General features: G+C 66.2%; 15 protein-coding genes and 2 tRNA genes. 11 read left to right on the forward strand and 6 right to left on the reverse strand.

The window, feature by feature from the left end; genetic code table 11:
* Positions 1 to 3: 3 nt before the first annotated feature.
* Positions 4 to 840 carry a hypothetical protein gene (locus tag AC1U2B_RS25305; RefSeq protein WP_043394319.1) on the reverse strand — a complete coding sequence of 279 codons (837 nt, stop codon included), beginning with the start codon at positions 838 to 840 and terminating at the stop codon, positions 4 to 6.
* Positions 841 to 912: 72 nt separating this feature from the next.
* Between AC1U2B_RS25305 and AC1U2B_RS25310 the strand changes: the two genes are divergently transcribed.
* Genes AC1U2B_RS25310 through AC1U2B_RS25320 form a run of 3 tightly spaced genes read left to right on the forward strand, consistent with a single transcriptional unit; the run spans position 913 to position 3,941 of the window.
* Positions 913 to 1,764, forward strand: coding sequence for a phosphoribosyltransferase family protein (locus AC1U2B_RS25310; protein ID WP_480218963.1), 852 nt, complete (start codon positions 913 to 915; stop codon positions 1,762 to 1,764).
* A 16-nt stretch (positions 1,765 to 1,780) separates the two neighbouring features.
* Positions 1,781 to 3,313, forward strand: a complete 1,533-nt coding sequence (locus AC1U2B_RS25315; RefSeq protein WP_480218964.1) for a nicotinate phosphoribosyltransferase — start codon at positions 1,781 to 1,783, stop codon at positions 3,311 to 3,313.
* On the forward strand, positions 3,306 to 3,941 hold the full coding sequence (locus tag AC1U2B_RS25320; RefSeq protein WP_480218965.1) for an NUDIX hydrolase: 636 nt from the start codon (positions 3,306 to 3,308) through the stop codon (positions 3,939 to 3,941). The genes AC1U2B_RS25315 and AC1U2B_RS25320 overlap by 8 nt, the downstream gene beginning before the upstream one ends.
* Positions 3,942 to 4,296: 355 nt before the next feature.
* On the opposite strand, the gene AC1U2B_RS25325 is transcribed toward AC1U2B_RS25320, so the two are convergent.
* Both AC1U2B_RS25325 and AC1U2B_RS25330 read right to left on the reverse strand, forming a co-directional pair.
* Positions 4,297 to 4,476, reverse strand: a complete 180-nt coding sequence (locus tag AC1U2B_RS25325; protein WP_480218966.1) for a hypothetical protein — start codon at positions 4,474 to 4,476, stop codon at positions 4,297 to 4,299.
* A 15-nt stretch (positions 4,477 to 4,491) separates the two neighbouring features.
* A complete protein-coding gene (locus tag AC1U2B_RS25330) occupies positions 4,492 to 4,641 on the reverse strand; it encodes a hypothetical protein (RefSeq protein ID WP_480218967.1) in 150 nt (49 codons plus the stop codon).
* Positions 4,642 to 4,728: 87 nt separating this feature from the next.
* On the opposite strand from AC1U2B_RS25330, the gene AC1U2B_RS25335 reads away from it, so the two are divergent.
* A complete protein-coding gene (locus tag AC1U2B_RS25335; RefSeq protein ID WP_480218968.1) occupies positions 4,729 to 5,136 on the forward strand; it encodes a DUF2628 domain-containing protein in 408 nt (135 codons plus the stop codon).
* Here the strand turns inward: AC1U2B_RS25335 and AC1U2B_RS25340 are convergent.
* The gene (locus AC1U2B_RS25340; protein WP_480218969.1) at positions 5,133 to 6,293 is read right to left on the reverse strand and encodes an alkane 1-monooxygenase; all 1,161 of its coding nucleotides are present in this window, start codon (positions 6,291 to 6,293) and stop codon (positions 5,133 to 5,135) included. The genes AC1U2B_RS25335 and AC1U2B_RS25340 overlap by 4 nt on opposite strands.
* A 622-nt stretch (positions 6,294 to 6,915) precedes the next feature.
* On the opposite strand from AC1U2B_RS25340, the gene AC1U2B_RS25345 reads away from it, so the two are divergent.
* Positions 6,916 to 7,506, forward strand: a complete 591-nt coding sequence (locus tag AC1U2B_RS25345) for a hypothetical protein (RefSeq protein WP_480218970.1) — start codon at positions 6,916 to 6,918, stop codon at positions 7,504 to 7,506.
* 537 nt (positions 7,507 to 8,043) lie between these two features.
* Here the strand turns inward: AC1U2B_RS25345 and AC1U2B_RS25350 are convergent.
* Entirely contained in the window at positions 8,044 to 8,559 is a 516-nt protein-coding gene (locus tag AC1U2B_RS25350; RefSeq protein ID WP_480218971.1) for a GvpU-like protein, read from the reverse strand.
* A 262-nt stretch (positions 8,560 to 8,821) separates the two neighbouring features.
* Here AC1U2B_RS25350 and AC1U2B_RS25355 point away from each other — a divergent pair, with 262 nt between their 5' ends.
* On the forward strand, positions 8,822 to 9,568 hold the full coding sequence (locus AC1U2B_RS25355; protein WP_480218972.1) for a DUF4145 domain-containing protein: 747 nt from the start codon (positions 8,822 to 8,824) through the stop codon (positions 9,566 to 9,568).
* Positions 9,569 to 9,651: 83 nt separating this feature from the next.
* Here the strand turns inward: AC1U2B_RS25355 and AC1U2B_RS25360 are convergent.
* Positions 9,652 to 9,725 (reverse strand) — tRNA-Gly (locus AC1U2B_RS25360).
* Positions 9,726 to 9,847: 122 nt separating this feature from the next.
* Here AC1U2B_RS25360 and AC1U2B_RS25365 point away from each other — a divergent pair.
* From AC1U2B_RS25365 to AC1U2B_RS25385, 5 genes are all read left to right on the forward strand, one after another.
* A tRNA-Pro gene (locus AC1U2B_RS25365) sits at positions 9,848 to 9,924 on the forward strand.
* Positions 9,925 to 9,963: 39 nt separating this feature from the next.
* Positions 9,964 to 11,475, forward strand: coding sequence for a trigger factor (gene tig / locus AC1U2B_RS25370; RefSeq protein ID WP_480218973.1), 1,512 nt, complete (start codon positions 9,964 to 9,966; stop codon positions 11,473 to 11,475).
* A gap of 185 nt (positions 11,476 to 11,660) precedes the next feature.
* Positions 11,661 to 12,254 carry an ATP-dependent Clp protease proteolytic subunit gene (locus tag AC1U2B_RS25375; RefSeq protein WP_043394310.1) on the forward strand — a complete coding sequence of 198 codons (594 nt, stop codon included), beginning with the start codon at positions 11,661 to 11,663 and terminating at the stop codon, positions 12,252 to 12,254.
* Entirely contained in the window at positions 12,251 to 12,901 is a 651-nt protein-coding gene (locus AC1U2B_RS25380) for an ATP-dependent Clp protease proteolytic subunit (RefSeq protein ID WP_043394308.1), read from the forward strand. The genes AC1U2B_RS25375 and AC1U2B_RS25380 overlap by 4 nt, the downstream gene beginning before the upstream one ends.
* 37 nt (positions 12,902 to 12,938) lie before the next feature.
* Positions 12,939 to 14,039, forward strand: a complete 1,101-nt coding sequence (locus AC1U2B_RS25385; RefSeq protein ID WP_480218974.1) for a hypothetical protein — start codon at positions 12,939 to 12,941, stop codon at positions 14,037 to 14,039.
* The last annotated feature ends 243 nt before the right edge of the window (positions 14,040 to 14,282 follow it).

Raw genomic sequence — 14,282 nt, forward strand, 5'->3', positions numbered from 1 at the left:
GAGCTAGTCGCCGCCACCGCCGCAGCCGCCACCGCAACCACCGCCGCCACAGCTGCTGCCTCCGGAGTCACTGCTCCCGGAGTCCCAGCTGCCGCCGCCGGCATCCCAGCCGTTGTTGTCGTTCCAGCTGACGTCCTGCCCCTGGCCGGAGTCGGCGAACTGGCTCTGGTCGAGGCCCTGCTGGTAGCCCTGGTCGAATCCCGATCCGTATCCGGACTCGAAACCCTGTGCGCCGTAATTGACTCCGTGCATGCCGTCGAAGAGTGCGTCGAACAGCAGCACCGAGCCGACGCCCCATGCACCGGCCACCAGCGCCGGCTTCCACCACGGCTCGGAGTACCAGCCCTCGGGCACCGGGCGGCCGGCGACCCGTCCGCCGGGGTAGTAGTTCGGCGTCGCCGCCGTCGGCCCCGGTGAGGCCTGAATCTGCCTGCCGTCGAACTGGATTCGGCGGTCTTCGGTGACCTCGCCCGCGCCGCGCTGGCCGGCCAGTGCCTGCAGCGGCGGGCCGGGGTCGATGCCCATCGCGGTCCGGGCGGCGCGCACGTAGTACAGCCCCTCGATCGCACTCTGCTTGGCGAACGCCGCCTGCTGGGCCGTGGTGGCCTGCTCGATCTGCGACGCCGCGGCGTTGTAGCGCTCGGATGCGTCGGCCATGGCCTGGCGCGAGGCATCGTCGGTGCCGGTCAGGTTGAACACCTGGCCGCCGAGCATCTCGATGACCCGCCGGGCATCGGCTTTCGCGTTGGCCAGGGCGGCGGCCTTGTTGGCCTTGCTCTGCCTGCTGAACAGGAAGAACCCGATGGCCGCGATGACGATCAGGATGAGCACGAACTCCATGCAGGCAGCTTACCGATGACCGCCATCACGTAGATATGGACATTAATGTCCGTATCTATTACTGTCGTCGTCATGAACCTGACATTCCACGTCTTCGACATCGAACGCGGTGTGTTGTCGACCGCACCCGGAATCGTCACCAGCTACCCGGGCGGCGACACCGCAGTCCGTGAACTGGCACCGCTCGGTGCGGGATTTCGCCCGGTCGCCTGGAGTCGTTGCGGCGCCATCGATTACGCCGCGCTCGGGCAATGGGCGGCGTTCCATCGCAACCAGTCCGCGGAGGCCCCGGTGCTGGTCGCGCCGTACCTGCCGTCGGCCCGCGGTGATCACGACCCGACCGACGACGCCCGCGTCGCCGCCCGGCTCACCGCCGCCACCGGCGTCGCGCACATCGTGACGGTGGACCCGCACTCCCCGGTCTGGGCCGACGAAGCCCGGCGCGGGGGAGCGGCCGTCGCCGTCATCGAATCCGTCGACCTGGTCGGCTGTGGCGCCGCGCACCACCCCAGCTGGGCCGGTGTCGTCGCACCCGACAAGGGCGCCCGCGACCGTGCCGGACAGGTGGCATCCCGCTTGGGTGTGCCGCTGTATGTCGCTGGCAAGCAACGGAATCCGGCCACCGGGAAGCTGTCAGGGTTTGTCGCTCCCGAAGGTCTGCCGGAGCGCGGCCGCCTGCTGGTGATCGACGACATCTGCGACGGTGGCGGCACCTTCGCCGGGCTGGCTGATGCCATCCGCGCGAGCAGACCCGACCTGGCCCTGCACCTGTGGGTCAGCCACGGCTGCTTCACCGGACGCTGGCGGGACAACCTCGCCGGCTACGCCTCGGTCACCAGTACCGACTCCCGCGCCACACCCGGCGGCGTGCACGTCCAACCGCTGGAACCGTTCATCACCCACACCCTGACCACGCTGATCTGACCAGAAGGACTTCATCATGACCATCGAAGCCACCACCACGTACCGGCCCGAAACCATTGCGGCCCTGGATGTCCTGATGGACACCGATGCCTACAAGCTGGACCACCGCCGCCAGTACCCAGCCGGCACCGAGTACGTCTACTCCAACCTGACCGCTCGCGGCAGCCGCATCCCCGGGGTGACCTGGACCGCGTTCTTCGGCCTGCAGGCCTACCTGCGCGACCTGAACCAGCGGTGGAGCGCCTTCTTCGCCGCTGACATCGACGAGGTGTGCCGGGCCTACGTCGACCGCGTCACCCAGGTGCTGGGGCCCAATGATGTTGGCGCCGAGCACATCCGGCAACTGCACGCCTACGGCAGGCTGCCGCTGCGGGTACGGGCGCTGCCGGAGGGCACCATCGTGCCGGTCGGCGTCCCGTACCTGACCGTCGAGAACACCGCGCCCGAGTTCTTCTGGCTGACCAACTACATCGAGACCGAGATGTCGGCCGCGCTGTGGCAGCCCATCACGTCGGCGACCACCGCGTGGCGCAACCGGGCTCTGCTGGACACTCGGGCGCGGGACTGCGGCGCCGACCCGGCCGCGGTCGACTGGCAGGGGCACGACTTCTCCTTCCGGGGCATGGCCGGCAGCGCGGCTGCCGCCGCATCGGGGGCCGCGCACCTGTTGGCGTTCACCGGGACCGACTGCCTGCCCGCGCTGGGCTGGATCGACCGGAACTACCCGGGCTCAACCGGGATCATCGGGGGCAGCGTGCCGGCCACCGAGCACAGCGTCATGTGCGCCGGCACCCAGGATGACGAGGTCGCCACGTTCGCCCGGCTGCTGGACCTGTATCCGACCGGCATCGTGTCGATCGTCAGCGACACCTGGGACCTGTGGCACGTCTGCACCGGCATCCTGCCCACGCTGAAAGACGCGATCACCGCGCGTGACGGCAAGGTGGTGATCCGCCCCGACAGTGGTGACCCCGAACGCATCCTGTGCGGCGACCCGCAGGCGCCGGCCGGCAGCCCCGCGAACAAGGGCGTCGTGAACCTGCTGTGGGAGGTGTTCGGCGGCACGGTCAACGCTGCCGGATATCGGGAACTGGACCCGCACATCGGCGTCATCTACGGCGACTCGATCACGCACGAGCGGGCGGCCGCCATCACCGCCAACCTGATGGGGCAGGGCTACGTGTCCACCACTCCGGTGCTCGGATTCGGTTCGTACACATATCAATACGTCACGCGTGACACCTTCTCCATTGCGATGAAGGCCACCTGGGTACAGGTCGACGGCCGCGGCCGGGACATCGCGAAGGCACCGGTCACCGATCCGGGCAAGTGCAGCGCGCGGGGCCGGTTGGCCGTGGTCCGTGACGAGCGTGGTCGGCTGACCCTGGTGCAGGGCGCTGCCGGTGCCATAGAGGCGACGGACGCCATGCGGACGGTGTTCGAGGACGGCGTCATCGTCAACCCCGTGTCCTTCGCCGAGGTGCGCGCTACCGTGCGACGTGATTGGGCGGCATACGCCGCCGGCGAGGAGGACGTGCGTCATGGCTGAGTCGCTGGCCACCTGGCTGAGCGTCGACGTCTTCGCGGTGAGCCCCGGCGAGGAGCCGGGGCTCATCCTGGCGCGCAGGCAACGCGAACCGCATCAGGGGGACTGGGCGTTGCCCGGCGTGGTGCTCGACGCCGCCAAGGGGGAGACGGTCGTGGCCGCGGCACACCGAGCGCTGCGGGACCGGGCCGATGCCGAGCCGATCGACGGGCCGCCGACCGTGGCCCTCGTGGTGTCCGACCCGCTGCGCGACGAGCGCGGTCACACCGTGTCCCTGGTGAATGTGATGCGCGCACAAGCCGGCGACGACGCGCTGGTGGTGCGCAAAGGGCAGGCCGTGCCTGCCCTGCCGTTCGGGCACAACGCGATGATCCGCGACACCGCGGCCACGGTGTCGCAGCGGCTGTTGTCGGACCCCGCGACGGCCGCGGCGATGTTCGGCGCCGGGTGCACGGCCGGCGAGGTCTGCGCGCTGATCGAGCTGCTGTTCCACCTGTCCGGCGGTACGGGAGCCGAGCCGATTCCGCTCGCCGCGATGCGGCGCCGGCTGGAACGGGGCGCGCTCTTCACCGCGGATGGCAGTCGGCCCGCGCATACCAGGCCGGTGACGGTGTTCAGGGTGGCGCGGTAAAACGGCGCCTGCGTAAGCGCTGGCAAATTGCTTGGGTGCGGCTGCATTCGGCGCGGGGTGCGTTCGTTACGTTCCTGTGAACATGCCTGCGACCTGGGGAAATGGTCTCGCCTCGAGTCGCGACCTGCTGCTTTGCGAGATACGCTCCCGGCACCCTGCTGGGAGGAGATCAACTGATGACAAGTGCAGAGACCGAACCTATGGCAAACACCGATACCGAAGTAGCGCCGGCGCGATGGTTCAACACCGACACCGGCAAGGTGTTGATCATCGGGGTCGGTGCAGTCGTCATCTTGTTGCTCTTGCTAGGAATTGGGGCTCTTGCCGGATTCAAGATCCCGCCGCCCGCGCCTGATCAACCGGCCGCCCCGACGAGCGCCGCCACGTCGGCTCCGGCCGCTACCTCGGCTCCTGCAGCCACTTCGTCGTCTTCGGCAACCGCGACACCCGCGCCGGCGCCGGTCACCACCGCGACGGCCACCGCCCCCGCGAGCCCGCCGCCCGCACCGCCGACTGGCCCGTCGACACAAACCACTCAGGCGCCGACGACCTACACGCCGCCCGCCAGGCAGTACACGCCACCTGCCAGCCAGCCGGGCACCGCGGCGCCGACCGCCAGCGCGTCACCTACGGCGACCGCGACCGCGCCCGCGAGTTCTGAAGCCCCCGCCAATCCGCCGCAGTTCAATGTCATTCGCACGACGAACGGCGTCGCGCGGCCGATTCCGGGTAGCAGCTAGGCGCCCGAGCACACAAACAAAACTGCACAGGCGTTAATGTCGATGAGGTGTCACAGCAATTCCCCAGTTTGACGGTGTCCCCGTCGTGGCAGAAGCGGTTCGATTTCTTCAACACCTACGGCCTGCCGAACTCGACGCCCGAGTCGAAGGCGGCCTACCGGGCGCTGACGTTCATGGAGCGGGTGAAGCTGACCTCGAACATCCTGGCGTTCCTGTTCGGCCCCCTCTACTTCTTCGTCAAGGGCATGTGGCGCAAGGGGCTGACGCTGCTCGGGATCTTCGTCGCGGTCGAGGTGGTACTCGTCGTTCTCAACGTGTCGGATTCCCTCGCCCGTGCCATCGGATTCGGTCTTGCCGCCATCGGTATGTCGACCGCGAATTACGCGTACTACCTGCACGTGGTGCGGGGCAGTCAGTCCTGGAACCTGTTCGAGGGGTACGGCAAGCAGCGCTAGCTGCCGTCGAGCTGCAACCGTTTCAGCCGGCGCGGGCTCAGCGCGGTCAGCCGGACGTCACCGCCGTAGATGGCGAGGACGCGCGGATCCATGACGCGGCGCCACAACTGCGGGACGAGGCTCAGCACCAGCATCGCGGTGTAGTTGCTCGGCAGCTGCGGTGCCTCCGTGGCATGCCGAATCCCCTGGTAGCGGTGGGACGGGTCGGTGTGGTGGTCCGAGTGGCGCTGCAGATGCAGCAGAAACACGTTCATGATCACCGTGTTGCTGTTCCAGCTGTGCTCGGCACGCAGTCGCTCGTAGCGGCCCGACGGTAGTTTCTGCCGGCGCAGCCCGTAGTGCGACAGGTAGTTCATGCCTTCCAGCAGGAAGATGCCGATGAGTGCCTGGCCGAACAGCCACGGCAGGACCACGGGCCGGAACCACAGAGCGAGCCCGGCGAACAGGACGACGCTCAACAGCCAGGCATTGAGGACGTCATTGCGCAGGCTCCAGCGTGAATGGCCTTGCCGGTCAAGGCGTTTGGCTTCGAGCCGCCAGGCCGAGCGGGTGCTGCCGAGCGCCGACCGGACGACGAAGCAGTACACGTTTTCGCCGAAGCGGGCGCTGGCCGGGTCTTCCGGCGTCGCGACGCGGACGTGGTGCCCGCGGTTGTGCTCGACGTAGAACTGTCCGTACCAGCTCTGCGCGAGAGCCAACTTGCTGAGCCACCGTTCGGCGCGGTCGCGCCGGTGTCCCAATTCATGCGCGGCGTTGTTGGCGATGCCGCCGGACAGGCCGACCGCGACCATCAGCCCCAGCTTGTCGGTGAACGTCAACGTGACCCAGCCGCCGCCGGCCCACACCCAGCAGCCGAAAGCCAGCGCGAGGTACTGCGTGGGCAGGAACATGTGGGTGGCGAATCGGTAGAACTTGTCCTGCTGCAGCGCCGCCAGGATGCGGTCGGGTGCGCGGTCGTGCGTTTCCCGTCCGAACAGATGGTCGGCGGCGGGCCCCACGACCAGAATCACGACCAGTGCGGTCCACCAGAAGACGTGCAGCCGGGTGGTCCACACCAGCAGCCAGGACAGGGTCACGGCGCCGGGGGCGGACGGGACCAGTAGCCACAGGTATCGCTTCGGGTCTCGCCAAGTGCGCTCAGCAACTTCTGAACCCACGTCAATAGACCGCCGGTTTCGACGGTCTGATCGGGTGATCGACGTGGTCATCGGAGCATTTATACCGCTGCCGCTGTGAACTCTCGACTCGGTTGGCAAAAATATTTGCCAGCGTCTTCCGATTTGTTGGTCAGATTGGCTTTGACCTGCATATTTTGGCTCAGAATCGCGGCTGACACGGCATTGCGGCAATTTGCACTGAATTGGCAGGAAACTCCCAGAAATGGGCGAAATCAGCGCACTGGAAAACGTAATTAATTGGCCCGCCGGTCAATAGTGAATACACCGCATGGGGCAAATTCGTTTGTTCACAACGTGGAAGGTGGCATCAAGCCCGCGCTGCGGCGACGGGTTCAGAGGCTCACAGCGACGAACCCGCCGCAGTTCAACGTCATCTGCGCGACGACGGGTATACCCCGTCAGGGTCGACGAATGGGTTCTGGACAACTTGCGCCGAGTCGCAGCAGATCCCGGCGCGAACTGCTCCACGGGTTCGCGTGGCGGGTCGAGCGGATCTCTGCGGGCCAACACGCCGTCTTTGCCGCTTGGGCCGTAGCCCGACCGACCGACACGCGCGAATTTCCGTCGGGCCTTGTCGGAGGGTGCTGGGACAATTCTGTACATGCCGCCGATCGAGAACGCATGGGCACCGCTCGGGACCGAACCTGCCGTCGTCGCGAGCTGGCTTCGCGACAACGCGGACAGCACGTGGCCGCGGCGCGCTCTGTTCATCCCGAACAAGAGCCAATTCGGTGCCCAGCCCGCCGCGGTCGTCGCGTATGGCGCGAACCACAACATCGGGACGAACAGAAGCCCTCGCGTCGCGCGCGGCGGTCCCGTTTTCGCGCATGTGCCCGATCTGCACTTGCTCGAACACGCGGTGCGGGCCGCCGACGGCCAGCGGTTAGGCGTGACCGCAAACAAGGAGGAAGAGATCGCGGGGTGGGCGGCGGCGGTGAATGCCATCAACTTGGAAACGGGCCAGCGTGACCCCGGCGTGCCCGCCGAAATCCACGAAGCCCTAGACGATTTAGAGTCTGCTGGTTACAACGGCTATCACCAACGAGGCGCCTTCTTCAAGACGAAGTTCGAACCGCCGATTAGAGACCTCATCGATGCCGGATACGGCTACCGGTTCGTTGCGGGATATCTGCTTGGCCTCGGCTCGCCAGCGGGGCGGCTCGGCGACGACCTGAGGAAGATCTACCGCTAGCGGTAAATCCCAGGCGCATCAACGGGTGCGCAGCCGCCGAGGGTCGGTCGCACATTAGGGAGTGGGGACTGCGGCAGGTCGCCGTGTCGGTCGTACTGCCCAACCCACAGCATCCGCATCATGCCCATCAGTGCGTCGTGCGTCACGGCCCGTGGGTCCTCGCGGAGGTGCGGCAGGTTGACCTACCGCAACGGGTGCAAAGGGCTTGGCCGGATTACGCAGGAGGTCACAGACGCGCGGCTTCAAGCCGCGCAGAACTCGGCGCAGGCGATGGTCGCTTTGGGGCAGGCGCCGCCGACCCTGCCGGACGGCGTAACGGTGTACTCGCTCCGCCACACCTACGCGAGCTTGTCTGTTGCGGCCGGTATCGGCCCGCTGGCGCTGAGCCGTCGCATGGGCCACGCGAAGGTCACCACAACCATGAACGTCTACGCGCACCTGTTTCGAGGACTCGCACGCCGACGACATGGCCGCACTGGGTGCCTTGGCGGTTTCAGCGCCAATTCAGCAGGGAGGCAATGTCATTCGCTTGAGGGGTTAGCGATTTCCCCACGACCGAGTACCTGTGGACCAGGCAATCACTTGACTCAGCAGCACCCGCGTGTAGTTCAGCTCCATGTGCCCCTGTCCGGGGATGGATAGGCGCGCTTCTTGGAGGTGAATGTGGCGCACGAGCGGCCAACGCGGCTCGCTACGTTCGCCCTTCTCGAAGGCTGCGCTGAGTTCTTTGATTTCTGCCTTCATCTGATCTACCGGGATGTCGTAGAAGCTCTCGGCCAGTTGTTCGCCGATTTCGTTCGCGTCTTCCTCGTCGAAGCCGCTGCGGAATTGTTCGCCGGATTTTTTGAAAAACTCTGGGCCGCTGATAACGGTGCCGCTTAGCACGCCGCCAGCTATCACCAACGTGATGCCGATCCCTGCTGTCGTCGTGTCAGCCATGTCTGCCATCCACTGCAATCGGGGATCCGGCGCTCCGAACCAATCGCGGGTGTGTGTCAGGTTCTCCGCGGATTCAGGCCAGCTGGATTTCGGGGTGTTGTCGGTCTCTGTCACCTGTAGCTCGCTTCCCCGGAATCCCCAGGGGAGTTCCGAACGTCATCCTTAAGGGTGCATCCCTTGTGCCAATTCCACGTAGGGGAACGGGTGTTCGATGCAACCGGGCACGCCGCGTATAGAGTGCACCGATTGACGTCAGCGTAACTCCTGTCACAGGAGTCTCACAGCCAGCATGAAACCGACACGCCGCCAACGTGATAACGCCGCGAGCCCAAATAGGCGGGTCTTGTCGGTCGCCGGTTGTAGTGTCCACCCACACGTGATCATTACGATGCGAGAGGCCAAACGGCACATGGCGAGTCAGTCGATTGCACCCGAGGGCGACAATGAGGCGGCGGCGGAAGACGTCGAGCGGAATCCTGACACGCTGCCTACCTCGCTTGACCCTTCGGGAAAGTGTGGTCGCTGCGGCCGAGTAGCTCAGTTCACACAGGTACTGACCCAAATTCTGCGGCGGCAGATTTCCTTTGCAGCTCGTCGTGTTGTTGAGCGGGCGGTGATCCTGGAATGCCAGGGCTGCAAAGAGAGCACGGTGGTGATCGAGGCCCTCGACGGAGGAGCGGCCACGGGGCTGTATTGGTGGCCGATGCCTGGCTTCGACGTACCTGCCGACGCCGGTGTACCGGCAGAGGTAGCGGATGCATACAACGAAGGTTCCCGTTGCATCGCGGTTGAAGCTCCGAATGCTGCGGTCGCAATGTTTCGAACAGCCATCGCGCAGGTTGTCGCGGAAAAGGGCAGTGAGACCGCTAAGGCTCAGAGGGACCTGTACAGCCGAATCGAGAAGATGGCAGAGGAAGGTGCGCTCTTCCGTAATTTCGGAGACTGGGCGCACCACATCCGGAAGGTCGGGAATGCGGGCGCGCATGGTGAGGCGTTCGAACCGGTAACGACCGACGATGCCACTGAGTTGCAGCGCTTTGTTGGTCAGCTGATCGATTTCCTGTACGTGCAACCCGCGCGGCTTGCTGCTGCGATGGGGCCGGTGAGACGGACTAGCAGCTAGCCCGACCGGGGTACAGGCGGGGTACAAAGTCCCAGGTCTGCGCCCTGGCGGAGGCGCCGTAACGCCTCTACCAGGGCCGCCGGTGGAGCGGGCGACGGGAATCGAACCCGCGTAGCTAGTTTGGAAGACTAGGGCTCTACCATTGAGCTACGCCCGCGTGCACTGCTGCGATCACAGTACCGGCAGACAGTACCGGGACAGCGGCCGCCAATCCAATTGAGGTTGTCGTGTGTCTAGGACGTAGTATCTCGACCGCGGTAATGCGACCGCGACGAGGCACGGGGTGTAGCGCAGCTTGGTAGCGCATCCGCTTTGGGAGCGGAAGGCCGCAGGTTCAAATCCTGTCACCCCGACCACCGACTGATGACAAGTATCAAAAAACAAGGAGTAACGCTGTGAAGAGCACCGTGGAGCAGTTGAGCCCCACCCGGGTTCGCATCAACGTGGAGGTGCCCTTCACCGAGCTTCAACCCGAGTTCGACCAGGCCTACAAGGAGCTGGCCAAGCAGGTCCGCCTGCCCGGCTTCCGCCCCGGCAAGGCCCCGGCCAAGCTGCTCGAGGCCCGTGTCGGCCGCGGCGCGGTGCTGGAGCAGGTCGTCAACAGCGCCATCCCGGCCCGCTACGGCGAGGCCGTCACCGCTGGCGACGTCAAGCCGCTGGGCCAGCCGGAGATCGACATCACCAAGCTCGAGGACAACGACGAGCTGGTCTTCACCGCTGAGGTCGACGTCCGTCCGGAGATCGCTCTGCCGGACCTGAAGGCCATCAAGATCTCGGTCGACCCGATCGTCATCGGCGACGACGAGGTCGACGCCGAGCTGCAGAACCTGCGCGCCCGCTTCGGCACCCTGACCGGTGTCGAGCGCGCCGCCGCTGACGGCGACTTCGTCTCGATCGACCTGTCGGCCACCGTCGACGGCGAGGACGTGCCCGAGGCCAAGACCGAGGGCCTGTCGCACCAGATCGGTTCCGGTCAGCTGATCGAGGGCCTCGACGAGGCCATCATCGGCCTGAAGGCCGGCGAGTCCAAGGACTTCCCGACCACCCTGGCCGCCGGCGAGCACGCCGGCAAGGAAGCTCAGGTCTCCGTCACCGTCAAGTCGGTCAAGGAGCGCGAGCTGCCGGAGCCGGACGACGACTTCGCCCAGCTGGCGAGCGAGTTCGACACCATCGACGAGCTCAAGAACAGCCTCGTCGAGCAGGTTCGCCGGGTGAAGCAGATCGGCCAGGCCGAGCAGATCCGCGACAAGGCCGTCGAGGCCCTGCTGGAGCAGATCGAGGTGCCGCTGCCCGAGGCCATCGTCCAGGCCACCGTCGACGAGACCGTGCACAACGCGGTCCACGGACTGGACCACGATGAGGCCAAGTTCGAGGAGCAGCTCAAGGAGCAGGGCAGCAGCCGCGAAGAGTTCGACGCGGACACCCGCACCAACGCCGAGAAGGCCGTCAAGACCCAGCTGCTGATGGACGCCATCGCCGATGAGCTGGACGTCAAGGTCGGCCAGGGCGACCTGATGGAGCGCATCGCCCTGATGGCCCGCCAGTACGGCATCGAGCCGCAGCAGCTGATCCAGATCCTGCAGCAGAACAACCAGCTGCCGTCCATGTTCGCCGACATCCGTCGCGGCATGACCATCGCCGCTGTCGTCAGCGGTGCCACCGTCACCGACACCGACGGCAACGCGGTCGACACCGCGGAATTCTTCGGCCCGGCCGCCGACGCCGCTGAGGCTGAGGCCGAGGCCGCCGACGAGACCGAGGCTGCGGCTGAGGCTGCCGACGAGGCTCCGGCTGAAGAAGCCAAGGACGAGAAGCCCGCCAAGGCGAAGAAGGCCAAGGCTGCCGAGGCCAAGGACGAGAAGCCGGCCAAGGAAAAGAAGGCCAAGAAGTCGAAGGACGAGGACTGAGTCCTCAAAGTCTGATCGTGGTACAGGTGCCGCAGGTGTCTTCAGTGATGCCTGCGGCACCGTCCGCTCTACGGCGACTGTGACGCTGTGAGCGAACTAGGCCGCGTCGGGGACTCGCGGCCGTCGGCCGTTGGTTAGTGTCGTGTGAACGAACTCGAGAAAGCAGGTATCCAGTCGTGACTGACATGCGTTCAAGCGCACCGGGGCTCAACCTCACGGACTCGGTCTATGAGCGTTTGCTTGCCGAGCGCATCATCTTCCTGGGCTCGCAGGTCGACGACGACATCGCCAACCGGCTGTGCGCTCAGATCCTGCTGCTGACGGCCGAAGACCCGACCAAAGACATCCACATGTACATCAACTCGCCGGGTGGCTCGATCAGCGCCGGCATGGCGATCTTCGACACCATGCAGCTGTCGGACTGTGACATCGCCACCTATGCGATGGGCATGGCCGCCTCGATGGGTGAGTTCCTGCTGGCCGCCGGCGCCAAGGGCAAGCGCCACGCCCTGCCGCACGCCCGGGTCCTGATGCACCAGCCGCTCGGTGGCGTCACCGGTAGCGCGTCGGACATCGCCATCCAGGCCGAGCAGTTCCACGTCATCAAGAAGGAGATGTTCCGGCTGAACGCGGAGTTCACCGGCAAGAGCATCGAGCAGATCGAGGCCGACTCCGACCGCGACCGCTGGTTCACCGCGCAGGAAGCGCTGGAATACGGCTTCGTCGACCACATCATCACCCGCGCAAACCTCAACGGCGGCAAGGGGGCCTCGAAGTGATCTCCAAGCATCTGAACCCGGAGCTGGCTCCGCAGGCGCGCTACATCTTGCCGCAGTTCACGGAGCGCACGCACACCGGCGAGCGCATCGTCGACCCCTACGCCAAGCTGTTCGACGAGCGCATCATCTTCCTGGGTGCCCAGGTCGACGACGTGTCCGCCAACGACGTGATGGCCCAGCTGCTGGTGCTCGAGTCGCAGGACCCCGATCGCGACATCACGATGTACATCAACTCGCCGGGTGGCTCGTTCACCTCGCTGATGGCGATCTACGACACCATGCAGTACGTGCGTGCCGACATCCAGACGGTCTGCCTCGGTCAGGCCGCGTCGGCCGCCGCGGTGCTGCTGGCCGCCGGTACGCCCGGCAAGCGCATGGCCCTGCCGAACGCCCGCGTGCTGATCCACCAGCCGTCGCTCGGTGGCGTCATCCAGGGTCAGTTCTCGGACCTGGAAATCCAGGCCGCCGAGATCGAGCGCATGCGCACCCTCATGGAGGAGACGCTGGCGCGGCACACTGGCCGGACTGCCGAGCAGGTCCGCAAGGACACCGACCGCGACAAGATCCTCACCGCGGCCGATGCCAAGGAATACGGGATCATCGACACGGTCCTCGAGTACCGGAAGCTCTCGGCCCAGAAGGCCTAGGTCTGTAAACGCACAGCGGCCGCCAACCTGTTCAGGTTTGCCCGTCGTCGAATCGTGTTGCGCTGACGACGAATTGTCGGTGCCGGACTTCTCGGACTTCTCCGGCTTGGTATCGGGCTTCTCGGGCTTGGTGTCGGGCTTGGTGTCGGGCTTCTCCGGCTTGGTGGCCGTCGCCGGCTCGCTACCGGACTTGGTGGGCGAATCGTCGGTGCCCGCCGTCGGTGTCGTGCTTGCGGTCGACGCCGGAGAAGTCCGCCGCGGCTTCTGCACGGTCTTGGTGGCCTTCTTCTCGGTCTTGGTGGACGGCTTGTCGGCGCCGGCGGCGTCGTTCGTGCCTGTGGTGCCGGCAGCGGGGGCGTCCGGCTCCGACGCCTTGTCGGTCGCGGCGGTCGAGCGCGGGGTGGTCGCCGCAGACGACAAGATGGACGACAGCTGCGGCTTCACCACATTGAATGGCAGCGCCTTGCCCGTCACCAGCACGGAGATGAAGTTCGCGACGGCGATCGCGGGGGACAGGGCGGCGAATGCCGCACCGGCGACGGGCGCGAGCGGAGCGAGTGTCGACGGCAGCTGCAGCCCGAACGTCAGCGCGGCCGGCGCGGCGGCCAAGGCCGAGCCGGCGGCGTTGGTCGCGCTGGTCACTCTCGTCTTGACGGTGTCGATGGCCTGTTGGACCGGGTTGGCCGCGGTCGGTGCAGGGTCGGCTGTCGCGGGTGCCGGGCTGTCGGCCGCGGCGGGTGCCGGGCCGGCGGCGGCCGGCAGCAGGGTCGTCACCGCTTTTGTCAGGTTTGCGACCATCTGGTACGCGAACGTCCCCACGATCTGGAACGGGGCCGTGAGCACGAAGGACGCCAACGCAATGGGCACCCACGGGAGGTACAGGGGATCGGTGGCTGCGCGATTCAGTATCACCAGCGGTATGGACACCACTGATTGGACGGTGCTCTTGGCCGACGCGACCACGGCCTGCGCGAGGACGTTGAGCACGTTGACGACAACATTGCCCGCAGTGGCGATCGGGTCGACGGCGGCCAGGGCAACCGGCCCCGCGGACGTGTTGGTCGCTGCGGCGCTGGTGATCTGGTCGAGCAGCTGCTGCTGTTGCGCGGCCATGTCCTGGGCGAATGCCGCGAACTGAATGGCCCGGGATTCAATCCGCGGGGTGCTGACGGCAACAACATGCGCCTGGGTCGCGAGCTGGCCGTTCGGCGCCAGGACGCAGGCGGCCGCGACGACACCTGCCAGTGGCAGGCTTTGGAGCCGCCGGAGTGGGGTGGCTGTCGTGGCGTGGCTGAAGTGATTCATCGCGCAGGTCCTTCGCGTATTCGGATGAGAGCGTCGCTAGCTGGGGAGTGGGCCCCAGCCAAGAAGGTTAATTGAC

The organism is Mycolicibacterium sp. P4_G11, from assembly GCF_056555145.1.

Excerpts from the sequence above, each read along its gene's own strand:
- AC1U2B_RS25320 (WP_480218965.1), top strand. The coding sequence starts at position 3,306 with ATGGCTGAGTCGCTGGCCACCTGGCTGAGCGTCGACGTCTTCGCGGTG.
- AC1U2B_RS25310 (WP_480218963.1), top strand. The coding sequence starts at position 913 with ATGAACCTGACATTCCACGTCTTCGACATCGAACGCGGTGTGTTGTCG.
- AC1U2B_RS25315 (WP_480218964.1), top strand. The coding sequence starts at position 1,781 with ATGACCATCGAAGCCACCACCACGTACCGGCCCGAAACCATTGCGGCC.
- AC1U2B_RS25305 (WP_043394319.1), bottom strand. The coding sequence starts at position 840 with ATGGAGTTCGTGCTCATCCTGATCGTCATCGCGGCCATCGGGTTCTTC.
- AC1U2B_RS25375 (WP_043394310.1), top strand. The coding sequence starts at position 11,661 with ATGCGTTCAAGCGCACCGGGGCTCAACCTCACGGACTCGGTCTATGAG.
- AC1U2B_RS25345 (WP_480218970.1), top strand. The coding sequence starts at position 6,916 with ATGCCGCCGATCGAGAACGCATGGGCACCGCTCGGGACCGAACCTGCC.